Raw genomic sequence first — 13,110 nt, forward strand, 5'->3', positions numbered from 1 at the left:
ACTGCGACGGCGGCATTTGCCAGCGGGCACGGGAATGCCTACCTGCGGGGCATCAACCAAGGAAGACCCCTTATGGCCGAGACTTTTTCCAAGCTGACCCTGACGCTCGAGAGCGGCGATGTCGTCATCACGCTGCGCCCCGACCTGGCGCCCGAGCATGTCGCGCGCATCGGCGGCCTCGCCAATGAAGGCTTTTACGACGGCGTCGTGTTCCACCGCGTGATCCCCGGCTTCATGGCGCAGGGCGGCGACCCCACCGGCACCGGCATGTCGGGTTCGGACAAGCCCAACCTGAAGCAGGAGTTCAATGCCGAGCCGCATGTGCGCGGCACCTGCTCGATGGCGCGGACCAACGATCCGAACTCGGCCAATTCGCAGTTCTTCATCTGCTTCGACGACGCCCGCTTCCTCGACCGCCAGTACACGGTCTGGGGCCAGGTCGAGAGCGGCATGGAGCATGTCGACGCGCTGCCGAAGGGCGAGCCGCCCCGCAATCCGGGCAAGATTTTGAAGGCGACCGCGGAGTAATTTTCGCGAAAGCCAGGAAGGGGGGGAGTCTCGAAAGAGGCCCCCCCTTTTTGTTTGGCTCCGCCCTTCCCGCGAGCACGCCCCTCCCCAACCTCCCCCTGCCGGGAGAGGGGCTATCGTTTGGGGAGAGGTCGCGTGCCCCCTCAAGCGTCGCGAAACACCGGCCGCCGCCGCTCCATGTTCGCCACGACCGCCTCGCGGTGGTTCTCGCCCTGCATCAGCGCCAGCTGCTCGGCGCTCTCCATCGCCAGCATCGCCGCCGGTTCGCTTCCCATCGCCCCGAACAAACGCTTGGCGCTGCGCACCGCATCGGGGCTTCGCCCGGCGATCTTCCGCGCCAGCGCCAGCGCCTCGGCGCGCGGGTCCTCCACCAGCCGCGTCACGAACCCCGCCGCCACCGCTTCGGCCGCGTCGAATTCGCGCGCGGTATAGACCCATTCGCGAAGCACATCCCGGCGCACCCCGTCCCACAGCGCGAAGCCGCCCATGTCGGGGACGATGCCCCAATGCACCTCGCGAATCGCGAAACGGGTGGCGGGATGCGCGAGACGGATGTCCGCGCCGCCCATGATCTGGGTCGCGCCGCCGAACACCACGCCGTGGACCGCCGCAATCACCGGCACCGGCAGCGTCCGCCAGCCCCACGCGACCTGCTGCACCAGATTGGCCGGGCCATGGCTGCGTGCCGCCAGGTCCAGCCCCGCCAGCTCGCCGCCCGCCATCGCCGCCATGTCGAGGCCGGAGCAGAACCCCTCCCCCTCGCCCGACAGCACCACCGCGCGCAGCTCGGCCCGTGACGACAGCGCGGCGATCGCCTCGGCCAGCGCGTCGAACATCTTGCCGTCGATGGCGTTCAGCTTTTCCCCGCGCGCCAGACGCACATCGGCCACGCCGTCCGTCACCGCGATCGTCACCCGGCCGTCCATATCTCTCTCCTTTTGCGCCAGCGCGTGGCTCGTGTAGAGCATCGCATCATGGGGTTCGACATGGAACGCTTCGTCGCGATGGGCGGCCTGGGCGGCGGGCATGGCCAGCATCTGGGCATCGCGTACCTCGCGCACGGGGAAGACTGGGCGGAGCTGGCGCTGCCCTACGACGCACGGCTGATCGGCGATCCGACCAGCGGCGTCATCGCCTCCGGGCCGATCGTCGCGATGATGGACATGGCGACCAGCGTCGCCGTCTGGCTGAAGCGCGGCGCGTTCGAGCCGCATGTGACGCTGGACCTGCGGGTCGATTATCTCCGCCCCGCCGTCCCCGAACGCACCGTGATCGGGCGCGGGGAGTGCTATCGGCTGACCCGCAGCATCGCCTTTGTCCGGGGCATCGCGCATGACGGCGACCCCGACGATCCGGTCGCGCATGTCGCGGGCACCTTTATCGGCATGACCGCATGAGCGCCCCCCGCACCGGCATCGGGCAGGCGATGGTGCTGCCCCCTTATGCGGAATGGCTGGGCTGTTCGATCGAATGGGTCGACGGGCTGCCGCAGCTGGTCATGCCGTTCGGCGAGCATGTGATGGGCTGGCCCGGCCTGTTACAGGGCGGCGCGATCGCCGGGCTGCTGGAGGTGGCGGGCATCGCCGCGCTGACCCACCGCCTGTCGAACGAGGGGTCGACGCGGATCAAGCCGGTGACGGTTACGACCGATTATTTGCGTACCGGTCGCGACCATCCGACCCGCGCGGTTGGCACCATCCTGCGCCTCGGCCAGCGGACCGCCAATGTCGAGGTGACCGCCTGGCAGGAGGACCGCGAAAAGCCGATCGCGACCGCGCGGTTGAATTACCGCATCCTGCGCGGCTGAGGTTTCGCAAGCGCCTGCTTGATCGCGGCATCGGCGACCGGCGCCATGGCGGCATAGCCCTGCGCATTGGGATGCACCCCATCGGTGCCATAGGCCGGGTTCAGCGCGTCCCCGACATGCAGGACCGACCAGTAATCGGCATAGGTCGCACCGATCTGCTTGGCATAGGTCTTCAACCAGGCATTCAGCGTCGCGATGCGCGGTGCGGTGGCCAGGCCCGGCTTCCACTCGAAATGATCGGCGGGCGGGATCGAGGCCAGGATCACGCGGATGCCGTTGGCCTGGGCCAGCTCGACCATCGACATGATATTGCCCTGAACCTGCGCGTCGGTCGTCGGGCCGGTATTGCCCGCAATATCGTTGGTGCCCGCCATGATCTGCACCACCGCCGGATGCAGGTCGATCACGTCCTGACGGAAGCGGAGCAGCATCTGCGAGGTCGTCTGCCCGCTGATCCCGCGTCCGATCCGACCGGGGGTGAAGAATTGCGGCATCTTGCCGGCCCAACCCTCGGTGATCGAATCGCCCATGAAGACGATGCGCGGCTGCCCCGCCACCGGCGCGGACAGCTTGGCATTGTCACTACGGTAGCGCGCCAGATAGGCGAAGTCGTTGTGCAACCGCTCCTCCCATTCGCGGGTCCAGCGCTGTGCATCCGTTTCCTTCGGCGCGGTCTGCGCGGCGGCGGGTGCTGCGAGGGTCAGCGCAGCGAGCGCGGTCAGGATCACCCGGCTCACGGGCGCAGGTCCGTGGCGGTCGCGGTGACGTTCCAGCCGCGCAAGGCGACCATCGGCTTGTCCGCCTTGGCCGTAGGGTAGCGAATCTCGATCACGCGGGTCTCTCCGGGCATCAGGGTGACGTAATTGTCGCTGAAATAGGCGGGCAGCACCTGACTGCCGTCGGCATTCATCACGGTCAGCTTGGTCTCGATCGCAGGCACGGTGCCGCCATTGGTCAGGGTGACGCTGGCGAGCGTCTCCTCGCCTTGCGCTTGCGTCGTCGCGGTCGCGGTGACGGGGGCGGCGGCCATGGCGGTCAGCGCGCGATAGCCCGCATCGTCCGCCGCTTCCCAATAGCTGTTGGTCGACAGCAGCTGCCCGCCCGCATCGCTCGCCTCCAGCCGGACCAGCACCGGCCCGCGCTTCATCGCGGGCGCGAGGTCGAGGGCGAGCGCTGGCGTCACCCCCTCGGCACCCGCGACGATCTTCGCCTCCTGCTCGCTCTCGGTCCGGCCATCCAGCCCGACGATCTTCGCGCGCACCTGCACGCCCTTCAGCGCGTCGCGGGTGTTGTTGACCAGCACGACGCGGTGGTCGGGCAGGTTCATCTGGACATGGATCGGCTCGGCGGCCTTCTTCACGCCGTAGAAGGCGGCATGCGTGTCATAGTCGGAGGAGAAGATCTGCCAGGCCGAGGACGGCCAGGCGGGCTGGGTCATCCACAGCATCCGCCCCGAATTCTCGGTCCAGAGCCCGGCATTCATCCCCTCGAAGATGGCGCGATAGGATTCATACTCCATCATCTGCGCCTTGCGCTCGAAATCCTCCAGCCCGGTGGCGGGGCCGAAGCGGCGTTCGAGCACGTCCATATAGGTCTTTACCGCGCCGTTCCCGGTCTGGTGCCAGTCATGATAGGCCCAGACATCGCCGATCGGCCAGCGATCCGCCTCGGCCGGGATGGTCCGCTTCCACGACTCCAGCGTCGGCAGCGAGGGCGTGCCGACCTCGACCGAGAAGCCCTTGGCATGGGTGGTGAAATATTCGACCGGCGGCCGCCAGTTATAGGGGCCGGAGCCCTGGAGGTTCACCGCGTTGGACGAGGGCATATAGAGCCGCGTCCCGTCCTCGGTGCGCAGCAGCGTGTCGAGCCCGTTATTCAGGATCGGTTGCGGCACGCCCTCGTTACGGCCGAACCAGGCGACGATCGAGGGGTGGTTGCGATAGCGGCGCACCACGTCGGCTGCATTGGCGAGGAACAGTTGCGGGTCCTCGGCCTCCATATTGTAATCCTGGGTCGACTCCCAGAAGTCGGACAGGACCATCAGGCCATATTCGTCGGCCAGGTCGAAGAAGCTCTCCTCGGTATTCTGGCCGACCCAGTTGCGGATGATGTTGAGATGCGCGTCGCGGTGCAGGCGGAAGAACGGCTCCAGATGCGCGCGGTCGACGCGCTTCATGAAATCGTCCATGCCGATATTGCCGCCGCGCGCCGCGATCCGCACGCCGTTGACCCGCAAGGTCATATAGGGGGCGAGGCGGGGATCGTCGGTGACCTTGGCAACCGCCGCCGACTGGTCGCCGCCGGGCATGAAGCTCATCGCCCAGCCATTGCCCGTCTTGCGGATGCCCGCATGGCTGGTGTCCACCACCTTCGGTCCGCCACGCACCCGATTGAGGTCCAGTGTCACCCGCTCCAGATCGCCGTCACCGTCGAACAGCGACAGGTCATAGGTCACCTGCCGCATCCCGAAGCGCAGGCCCTTGGAGTCGGACAGCGCGCCATCGACCGCCGCCGTCAGCGCCAGGTCGTGCAGCGCCGGGTCGCCATAGCCATTGGGCCACCACAGGCGCGGGTTCTTAACTGACAGCTGCGGGAATTCGAATGGAGACAGGACGGCGCGGATCGTCTGGCCCGGCGCGACCGTCACCGGCTTTTCGACCACGACATCGTCGAACACCGCGCGCACGGTCGTCGTCACCGGCGTCTGGCCGTTGTTGGTGACGGGCACCGCGATCTCGACATCGGCGACCGAATTGTCGGGCTTGGGCAGGGTCGTCACCACCTGCGGGTCGCCGATCACCGCCGGGCCGGTCGCGGCCAGCGTCACGCCCTGCCACAGCCCGGTATTGCGGTCGCGGACAGAGGGGATCCAGTCCCACCCCTCGGTCGCGACGAAGGTCGGGCCGTCGAGCATCTGGACGCCGCCATTCTCGCCCACGCCCGCCGTCATCGATTCCTCATGCGCGAGGCCGGGATGCGGCGGCGGCGACACCCGCACCGCGATGGCGTTACGCCCGGCGGCCAGCGTCACGGGGAAGCGGCCACGGATGAAGGCGCCCTTCATCGTGCCCGCCATCCGGCCATTGACCCAGACCTCGGCGGAATAGTTCACCCCGTTGAAGGTCAGCCACATCGTCCGCCCGGCGGCCTCGGCGGGCGTGTCGAACTCGGTGCGATACCAGTAATCCTGCCGCGCCAGCGTCTCGGGGATCGACAGGTTGTTCAGCCCAACCGCCGGATCGGGATAGACGCCGCGATCGACCAGCGTCGTCAGCACGGTGCCCGGCACCGTCGCGGCATACCATTTGCTCGCGTCGAAATTGCCCTGCGACAGGTCCGCGCCGCCGGGGCCGACCTTGGCCGCCTCGATCAGCCGCCAGCCATTCACCGCCCATTGGCCGGTGGCGGTGGAGACGAGCGCGGGCACCTTGGATTCGGGCTTTGCCGTGCCGCCGGTCGGGATCGGGGCCTTGGACTGGGGCAGGGTCCAGGCGTCCTGCGGTGTGGTCTGCCCCTGCATCTGCCGGGTCTGATAGGGCCAGCTGGGGCTGCCGGTCTGGAGCGCGATCTTCGCCGGATCGGGCGCGCGCCGGGCGGCGACGCGGATGGTCAGCGGGTCGACCGCCTCGCGCACCATGCGGAAATCGACGACCTTGCCCGCAAAGACTGGCTGATAGCTGCGCGGCGCCAGCGTCGCGACGCCGGTCACGGGCTCCAGCGACAGGCCGCGCTGCACCACCTGTCGTCCGTTCACGAACAGCCGGACGATCTTTCCATCATAGCTGGCGGCGATATAGGTCCATTTGTTGCGGTCGGCATCGCCGCCGCCCTGGACCACCCCCGCCTCGCTGACGAGCGCGGGCTGGCCGTCGACCAGCGCCAGATAGCGGCGCGGCCCCCCGGTGGGGTTGCCGAAGCCGCCGATCAGCATCGTCGTACCCTTGCCCATCACGCTGCGCGGCTGGACCCAGGCGGACAGAGTCCAGTTGGGCGCGGTGACCGGCGACGTGACGATGGCACGGGCGTAGGAATCGCCACCGGGCGGCAGATCGGCGTTGATCGGACCCAAAGGTGTGGCGGGCGGCGTGGCGGGCGGCGGATTCTGTACCGGAGCCGTCTGCGCCGCAGCGGCCATGCCCCAGACCAGCGCCGTCACTGATGCCAGAGCCCCCATCGCTCTTGCCGCCGCCACGCTCATGCCTGCTCCTTTTGAATCGCCGCGGGATAAAGCAAATGAAAAGCCCTAAAGTCAAAGGGCGCTGTACCCATTCCTCCCCTGCAAGGGGAGGTGTCGCGCAAAGCGTGACGGAGGGGTGTCCCCCTATCGAGAGCGGGGACACCCCTCCGTCAGGCCTGCGGCCTGCCACTTCCCCTTATAGGGGAGGAATAGGGATTACCCGCCGAAACGGTCGATCGCCTCGCGGATGCCGGTCCAGACTGTACCGAGCTGTTCCGGTGTGATGGAGTAGGGCGGCATCACATAGATGGTGTTGCCCATCGGCCGGACGAGCAGATCGCGCTCGCGGAAATGGGCCAGCAGTCGGGGTGCCAGGTCGGACAGGTAATCCTGCCCCGCGCCCAGCTCGAACGCTGCGATAGTGCCGAGACTACGCGGGTTGCGGACCGCGGGTTCATCCACCACCATGGCCAGATGGCTTCGCTGGCGATTGGTCAGAGCATCGATCCGCGCCTGCACCGGCTCGTCGCGCCAGATCGCCAGATTGGCCGCCGCCGCCGCGCAGGCGATGGGGTTGGCGGTGTAGCTGGACGAGTGGAAGAACTGTTTCGATCGGTCGGTCTCCGACCAATGCGCCTGGAAGATCGGCTCGATCGCCAAGGTCACCGCCAGCGGCACCGCGCCGCCGGTCAGCCCCTTGGACAGGCAGAGAATGTCGGGCACCACCTCCGCCTGCTCGCAGGCCAGCAACGTGCCGGTGCGGCCCCAGCCGGTCATGATCTCGTCGGCGATGAACAAGACGCCGTGCGCTGCGCAAATGTCGCGCATCGCGGCCAGCGTCTCCGGCGTGTACAGGAGCATGCCGCCCGCACCGAGCACCAAAGGCTCGACGATGAACGCCGCCGCGCCCGCCCGGCACTCCGCCTCCAGCGCATCGAGCGTGGCCTGCACGTCCGTAGGAAAAGGAATCGTGCCGACATCGAAGAGCAACGGCGCATAGGCGCGGTTGTATACGCCGCGCGCGCCGACCGACATCGCGCCGATCGTGTCGCCATGATAGCTGTGTTCGAGGACGAGGATGCGGTGACGCGGCTCGCCCCGGTGGAGCCAGTATCCCAGCGCCATCTTCAGCGCGACCTCGACCGCCGTCGAACCGGAGTCGGAGAAGAACACCCGCGTCAGTTCGGGCGGGGTGATCCGCACCAGTTCGGCGGCGACTTCCTCAGCGGGTTCATGCGTCCACCCGGCAAAGATGATCTGGTCGAGCTTGCCCGCTTGGTCAGCGATGGCGGCGCTGATGCGCGGATGGTTATGGCCGTGCGTTGTCACCCACCAGCTGGAAATGGCGTCGATCACCTCGCGCCCGTCGACCGTGGTCAGCACCGCGCCGCTGGCGGTGGCGACCTTGGGGATCGGCTCGCCCAGGCCGTGTTGGGTAAAGGGATGCCAGACCGGCGAGGTCATCGGAAATCCCCGATGTCGAAATTCGCCGCGAACGCTTCCGCCAACGTCTCGCGGGTCAGCTCGGCGAGGCGCGGCAGGCGGCCCAGCCGCTTCACCCCGCCGATCGCGGCAATGGTCGCCTCGCTGTCCTCCACACCCTCGCCGACGAATGCGACCCCCAGGATCGGCACCCCGCGCGACCGCAGCGCCTCGATCGACAACAGGCTGTGGTTGATCGTGCCCAGCCCGGTCCGCGCGACCAGCACCACCGGGCGGCCCCAATGAGCGAACAGGTCGGCGAACAGCAACTGGCGGGTGACGGGCACCAGCACCCCGCCCGCCCCCTCGGCGACCAGCGGACCATCGATCGGCGGCAGGGCCAGCCGGTCCATCGCGATCTCCACCCCGTCGATCTCGGCTGCACGGTGCGGCGAGCAAGGGGTCTTCAACCGATAGGCGGAGGGGAGAACCGGGCGCCCACTGAGCGCGGCGACCGTCTCGGCATCGCCATGCCCCTCCTCGTCGGTGCCCGCCTGCACCGGCTTCCAATAGCTGGCCCCCAGCGCGCCGGTCAGTGCGGCGGAGAAGACGGTCTTGCCGATTTCGGTATCGGTGCCGGTGACGATGATCGCGCTCATGCCAGAACCTCGTTCAGTGCCTGGTCGAGGGCGAGGATGTCGGCCTCCTCGACATTGAGGGTGATTGACAGCCGCAGCCGCGCCGCGCCCACCGGCACGGTCGGCGGGCGGATGCCGCGAATGTCGAAGCCGCGCACCTGCAACGCCTCGGCCGCGCGCATGGTGCGGCCATTGTCGTGCAGGATCAGCGGCATGATAGGCGTGCCGTTCGCCAGCGCGCCCTGTTTCGCCAGACGCTCTCCCGCCAGCGCGATCCGCTCGTGGAGTGCGGTCCGCCGTTCGGGCTCGTCGGCGAGGATGCGCAAGGCCTCGCGCACCCCGCGCGCCATGAGGGGGGACGGCGCGGTCGAGAAGATGAAACCCCGCCCGCGATTGACCAGATAGTCGCGGACGATGGCGGGCCCGGCGACCAGCGCGCCTTCGCACCCCAATGCCTTGCCGCAGGTGTGGAGGGTGACGACCCGCTCGCCGGGCGTGGCGAGCCCCTGCCCCCGCTCGCCGAAGACCCCGGTGGCATGCGCCTCGTCCACGATCAGCATCGCATCGTGCCGCTCGGCCACCGCCATCAGTTCGGCGAGCGGCGCGGTGTCGCCGTCCATCGAATAGAGGCTTTCGACCGCGATCCAGGCGGTGCCCTTGCCGCCCTGGGTGCGCCAGGCCCGGATCGCATCCTCGAACGCCGCCGGGTCGTTATGCGCCGCCGCCACGGACTGCGCCCGCGACAGCTTCATCCCCTCATGCATGCTGGCATGGACCAGCGCATCATGGACGATCAGGTCGCCGCGCTGGGGCAGCGTCGCCAGGAGCGTCGCATTGGCGGTATAGCCCGACGAGAAATACAGGCTCGCCTCCGCCCCGAAGAATGCGGCGGCTTCGGCTTCCAGTGCCTCATGCTCCGGGTGGTTGCCGCGCAACAGCCGCGAGCCGCCCGAACCGACGGGGACGCCCTCTGCCACCGCGTCCGCGATGGCGGCGGCAAGGCGGGGGTGGCTCGCCAGCCCCAGATAGTCGTTGGAGGCGAAGTCCCTGCCCCTTTGCGGAGCCAGCCCCCGCAATCGGTCCCGCGCGGCCAGTCGGGCCAGATCGGCGCGATGAAAGTCCAGCATGGGGGCTTCCCTAAGAGGGATAGACGGTGAGTGAAACCATATTTGCGATGGATTCCCGTGGCCTTCGACTTCGCTCAGGCGGAACGGGGGTTGGGCTGTGCGGCCAAAAGCACCTCACTCCGTTCAGCCTGAGCGAAGTCGAAGGCCACGCCCCGCCGCTTACCTCAAGCCGGCTCCGCCAAGGTCACGATCGACACCCCCGGGGTCAGCGGCACACGCCCGACTAGATGCCGCTCCAGCCGGAAGATCGCCTCGAACGCCTTGTTGAGCGGTGCGGGCGGGGGCGAGTCGTCGCTGTCGTCGCGCCCCGTGATCCGTCCCGCGATCCGTGCCGCCGCCGCCAGTGGGAAGAGCAGCGAGTTGAAATAGCCGAGCTTGCGGGGTTTCAGCCCCGCCTTCTCGATCGCCGACACCAACGTCCCCTTGGAATAGCGGCGATGGTGGTGGTTCACCACGTCGTGCGCCGACCACATCCACTGATGCGCAGGGACGGCGATCAGGATCTTGCCGCCCGGCTTCAGGCAGGACTTCATCGCGGCCAGCGCGGCGACATCGTCTTCGATATGCTCGACCACATCGAGCACCGCGATCAGGTCGTACGCACCCCGCTCGATCCCCGGCAGTTCGGGGAGCGGCGCGGCCTGGACCGGCTTGCCCAGCCGGGCGGACGCGATCTCGCGCGCGGCGGGGTCGATCTCGATCGCGTCGACCGTGCCGAAGCTCGCCAGCATGGGCAGGTTGTGCCCGGTGCCGCAGCCGATCTCGAGGATGCGCGCCTCGGCGGGCAGCTTGCCATAGCGGGTCAGATAGTCCGCCAGGATGTCGCGGCGCGCGCGATACCACCAATGGGTGGAATCATGCGCGGCCATGCGGTCGTAAACGATACGGTCCATGAACTTATCCGAAGACCCATTGGCGGTTGAGCGCGAAGGTCGCGATCGGCGTGATCGTGACCACCGGGATCAGCGCGACCCAGGGTTGTTGATGCAATAGCCCGGTCGCGATCCAGGTGAAGAGCGCGTTCAACGCAAGGCCGAAGCCCTGCACCACCAGGAATTTCAGATGCTGCCGGCCGCTCGAGTCGCGGGTGCCGTGCCCGCGAAAACTCCACGCGCTGTGCAGGAAGAAACCGACGATCACCGCGACCAGAAAGGCGGGCGGCACCGCCAGCACGGCCTTGTCATGCGGCAGGACCCAATAGGTCAGCGGCAGATAGACCGCCGAATAGACGACCGTCGACACGCCCCCCGCGATACCGAAGCGGATGATCTGGCCCAGCATCCCGCTGGACCGCCATCGATCGATCTGGTGCTGAAGAGTCGCCATACTCCCGACCTTGCCCCCAACCTTGCCCTTTGCGCCGCCCGCGATAGAGCGGAACCCATGTCCCCGCGCCTTAGGCTGCGGGCGGGTATGAGGGAAGCGTCTTTGGAACGTCTGCAGCGTGAGATCGACCGCAACTGGCAACGCTGGGTGCTGGTGGCGTGGGCCGCGATCACCGCCTGGTACATGTACGATCGCTGGGGCCAGATACGCTGGTGGTCGCTGGGCGACACCGACGACAATATGCGGCTGATGCAGGTGCGGGCCTGGATGGCGGGGCAGGACTGGTATGATCTGCGCCAGTATCGGATGAACCCGCCGGTCGGCTTCGACATCCATTGGAGCCGCATCGTCGACCTGCCGATCGCCGGGCTGATCCTGTTCTTCCGCCTGTTCACCACCCCCGCCTGGGCCGAGCGGCTCGCCTGCGGCCTGGCGCCGCTGATCCCGCTGTCGATCACCATGACCGCGCTGGCGGTGACGCTGCGCCGCCTGATCGGGGTGCTGACTTGGCCGCTGGGCCTGGGGCTGCTGCTGTGCGCCCATGCGACGCTGCTGATGTATATGCCGATGCGCATCGACCATCACGGGTGGCAGCTGGCCATGCTGGCGGTCACGGTCGCGGGTCTGTGCGATCCGGCGGCACGGCGCGGCGGCGCGCTGGTCGGCCTGGCGAGCGCGGTGTCGCTGGCGATCGGGCTGGAGATGCTGCCCTATGCCGCGATGGCGGGCGCGATCCTGACGCTGCGCTGGGTCTGGGACCGGGCGGAGGCCGACCGGCTGGCCGTCTATGCGCTGACCCTGGGCGGGGGAAGCGCGGCGGGGTTCGCCGCCTTTGCCTCCAACGCCAATTACGCGATGCGCTGCGATGCGCTGACCCCGGTCTGGTTGTCGGTGACGGTCGCGGCGGGGGCGTTGCTGTTCGTGCTGGCGCGGATCAATCCGGCGTCGCGCGGCGCGCGGCTGGGTCTGGCGGTGGTCGCGGGTGCGGTGATCGCGGGCGGTTTCGCCAGCCTGTTCCCGCAATGCCTGACCCGCCCCGAACAGGTCAGTCCCGAGTTGCAGCGCAACTGGCTGAACAATGTCCGCGAGGCCAAGCCGATCTACAAGCACCCGCTTCGCGTCGCGCTGCCCATGGCGATCATGCCGGTGATCGGGATGATCGGCGCGATCGGCGCGGCCTGGCGGCGGCGGACGATCGGCTGGACCGCGGTGGCGCTATTCACGACCTTCGCCTGCCTGATGCTGTTGTGGCAGGCGCGCGCGGCCCCGGCGGCGCAGATGCTGGCGATTCCGGGCATCGCGGCGTTGCTCTGGATGATCCTGCCCTGGCTGACGCGGCTGCGCTCGCCCCTGCTGCGGGTGCCCGCCATCGTGCTGGCGGTGCTGGTGCCGACGGGGATCGCGGCGAGCTGGATCGTCACCTATCTGCCCGCGACCCAGCCGAGCGCTTATGCGAACCGGGTCAACCGTGCGACCGGGCAGTGCGTGCGCACCTCGGTGCTGACGGGGGTGAATGCCTATCCCCGGGCGACGGTGTTCACCTTCGTCGATCTGGGGCCACGGCTGATCGTGACGACGCATCATGACGCGATCGCAGGACCCTATCACCGCAATGGCGATGCGATCCTGGATGTGCAGCACGCCTTTCAGGGCAGCGAGGCGCAGGCGCGCGCGATCATGAAGCGGCATGGTGCGACGCTGCTGCTGATCTGCCCGGACATGGCCGAGTCGACCAACTACCGCGCGCGCGCACCGGGCGGCTTCTACGACCGGATGGCGCGCGGCTGGACGCCGAACTGGCTGACCCCGCTGCCGCTGCCCAAGGGATCGCCGCTGAGGCTGTATCGAATCAGCTGAAATCTCCCCTTCACGGGGAGGACCACCGCGAAGCGGTGGTGAAGGGGGAGCATGCCACCAAGGATGGCCCAGGCGGCAAGCTCCCCACCTCTATCAGACCTTGCTGGTCAGTTCCGGCACGACGGTGAACAGGTCGCCGACCAGGCCGATATCGGCGACCTGGAAGATCGGCGCATCCTCGTCCTTGTTGATCGCGACGATGATCTTGGAGTCCTTCATCCCCGCCAG

General features: G+C 68.1%; 12 protein-coding genes and 1 pseudogene. 4 read left to right on the top strand and 9 right to left on the bottom strand.

Going from position 1 to position 13,110, the window contains the following annotated elements; all coding sequences use genetic code 11:
- The first annotated feature begins 72 nt into the window (after window positions 1–72).
- Window positions 73–528, top strand: a complete 456-nt coding sequence (locus GGQ89_RS17695; protein WP_056436311.1) for a peptidylprolyl isomerase — start codon at window positions 73–75, stop codon at window positions 526–528.
- Between the two features lie 143 nt (window positions 529–671).
- Here GGQ89_RS17695 and GGQ89_RS17700 read toward each other — a convergent pair whose 3' ends face one another.
- On the bottom strand, window positions 672–1,454 hold the full coding sequence (locus tag GGQ89_RS17700; protein ID WP_184106656.1) for a crotonase/enoyl-CoA hydratase family protein: 783 nt from the start codon (window positions 1,452–1,454) through the stop codon (window positions 672–674).
- Between the two features lie 48 nt (window positions 1,455–1,502).
- Between GGQ89_RS17700 and GGQ89_RS17705 the strand changes: the two genes are divergently transcribed.
- Window positions 1,503–1,925 (top strand): PaaI family thioesterase, encoded by a 423-nt coding sequence (locus GGQ89_RS17705; protein ID WP_184106648.1) that lies wholly within the window; start codon window positions 1,503–1,505, stop codon window positions 1,923–1,925.
- The gene (locus GGQ89_RS17710) at window positions 1,922–2,335 is read left to right on the top strand and encodes a PaaI family thioesterase (protein ID WP_240456305.1); all 414 of its coding nucleotides are present in this window, start codon (window positions 1,922–1,924) and stop codon (window positions 2,333–2,335) included. Before GGQ89_RS17705 ends, GGQ89_RS17710 begins: the two co-directional genes overlap by 4 nt.
- On the opposite strand, the gene GGQ89_RS17715 is transcribed toward GGQ89_RS17710, so the two are convergent.
- From GGQ89_RS17715 to GGQ89_RS17745, 7 genes are all read right to left on the bottom strand, one after another.
- Entirely contained in the window at window positions 2,314–3,072 is a 759-nt protein-coding gene (locus tag GGQ89_RS17715) for a GDSL-type esterase/lipase family protein (protein WP_184106649.1), read from the bottom strand. The two genes, GGQ89_RS17710 and GGQ89_RS17715, sit on opposite strands and share 22 nt — an antisense overlap.
- Entirely contained in the window at window positions 3,069–6,533 is a 3,465-nt protein-coding gene (locus tag GGQ89_RS17720; RefSeq protein WP_240456306.1) for a glycosyl hydrolase 2 galactose-binding domain-containing protein, read from the bottom strand. The genes GGQ89_RS17715 and GGQ89_RS17720 overlap by 4 nt, the downstream gene beginning before the upstream one ends.
- 195 nt (window positions 6,534–6,728) lie before the next feature.
- Window positions 6,729–7,976, bottom strand: coding sequence for an adenosylmethionine--8-amino-7-oxononanoate transaminase (locus GGQ89_RS17725; RefSeq protein WP_184106650.1), 1,248 nt, complete (start codon window positions 7,974–7,976; stop codon window positions 6,729–6,731).
- Window positions 7,973–8,593: a dethiobiotin synthase gene (bioD, locus tag GGQ89_RS17730; RefSeq protein WP_184106651.1), complete on the bottom strand. Its 621-nt coding sequence runs from the start codon at window positions 8,591–8,593 to the stop codon at window positions 7,973–7,975. Before bioD ends, GGQ89_RS17725 begins: the two co-directional genes overlap by 4 nt.
- Window positions 8,590–9,699: an 8-amino-7-oxononanoate synthase gene (locus GGQ89_RS17735; protein ID WP_184106652.1), complete on the bottom strand. Its 1,110-nt coding sequence runs from the start codon at window positions 9,697–9,699 to the stop codon at window positions 8,590–8,592. Before GGQ89_RS17735 ends, bioD begins: the two co-directional genes overlap by 4 nt.
- A 164-nt stretch (window positions 9,700–9,863) precedes the next feature.
- Window positions 9,864–10,592 carry a class I SAM-dependent methyltransferase gene (locus tag GGQ89_RS17740; RefSeq protein WP_184106653.1) on the bottom strand — a complete coding sequence of 243 codons (729 nt, stop codon included), beginning with the start codon at window positions 10,590–10,592 and terminating at the stop codon, window positions 9,864–9,866.
- A gap of 4 nt (window positions 10,593–10,596) precedes the next feature.
- The gene (locus tag GGQ89_RS17745) at window positions 10,597–11,025 is read right to left on the bottom strand and encodes a GtrA family protein (protein ID WP_172839604.1); all 429 of its coding nucleotides are present in this window, start codon (window positions 11,023–11,025) and stop codon (window positions 10,597–10,599) included.
- 87 nt (window positions 11,026–11,112) lie between these two features.
- Between GGQ89_RS17745 and GGQ89_RS17750 the strand changes: the two genes are divergently transcribed.
- Window positions 11,113–12,882, top strand: a complete 1,770-nt coding sequence (locus GGQ89_RS17750) for an AcrB/AcrD/AcrF family protein (protein WP_184106654.1) — start codon at window positions 11,113–11,115, stop codon at window positions 12,880–12,882.
- 93 nt (window positions 12,883–12,975) lie between these two features.
- On the opposite strand, the pseudogene GGQ89_RS17755 reads toward GGQ89_RS17750, so the two are convergent.
- Window positions 12,976–13,110 (bottom strand): annotated as a pseudogene (locus tag GGQ89_RS17755) (electron transfer flavoprotein subunit alpha/FixB family protein); the annotation flags it as partial.

Source organism: Sphingomonas yabuuchiae, assembly GCF_014199595.1.
GTDB lineage: Bacteria > Pseudomonadota > Alphaproteobacteria > Sphingomonadales > Sphingomonadaceae > Sphingomonas > Sphingomonas yabuuchiae.

What these genes read in the sequence shown, in the direction of transcription:
- GGQ89_RS17725 (WP_184106650.1), bottom strand. Translation starts at nt 7,976, where the DNA reads ATGACCTCGCCGGTCTGGCATCCCTTTACCCAACACGGCCTGGGCGAG.
- GGQ89_RS17720 (WP_240456306.1), bottom strand. Translation starts at nt 6,533, where the DNA reads ATGAGCGTGGCGGCGGCAAGAGCGATGGGGGCTCTGGCATCAGTGACG.
- bioD (WP_184106651.1), bottom strand. Translation starts at nt 8,593, where the DNA reads ATGAGCGCGATCATCGTCACCGGCACCGATACCGAAATCGGCAAGACC.
- GGQ89_RS17750 (WP_184106654.1), top strand. Translation starts at nt 11,113, where the DNA reads ATGAGGGAAGCGTCTTTGGAACGTCTGCAGCGTGAGATCGACCGCAAC.
- GGQ89_RS17705 (WP_184106648.1), top strand. Translation starts at nt 1,503, where the DNA reads ATGGGGTTCGACATGGAACGCTTCGTCGCGATGGGCGGCCTGGGCGGC.
- GGQ89_RS17695 (WP_056436311.1), top strand. Translation starts at nt 73, where the DNA reads ATGGCCGAGACTTTTTCCAAGCTGACCCTGACGCTCGAGAGCGGCGAT.
- GGQ89_RS17710 (WP_240456305.1), top strand. Translation starts at nt 1,922, where the DNA reads ATGAGCGCCCCCCGCACCGGCATCGGGCAGGCGATGGTGCTGCCCCCT.
- GGQ89_RS17700 (WP_184106656.1), bottom strand. Translation starts at nt 1,454, where the DNA reads ATGGACGGCCGGGTGACGATCGCGGTGACGGACGGCGTGGCCGATGTG.
- GGQ89_RS17735 (WP_184106652.1), bottom strand. Translation starts at nt 9,699, where the DNA reads ATGCTGGACTTTCATCGCGCCGATCTGGCCCGACTGGCCGCGCGGGAC.
- GGQ89_RS17745 (WP_172839604.1), bottom strand. Translation starts at nt 11,025, where the DNA reads ATGGCGACTCTTCAGCACCAGATCGATCGATGGCGGTCCAGCGGGATG.
- GGQ89_RS17740 (WP_184106653.1), bottom strand. Translation starts at nt 10,592, where the DNA reads ATGGACCGTATCGTTTACGACCGCATGGCCGCGCATGATTCCACCCAT.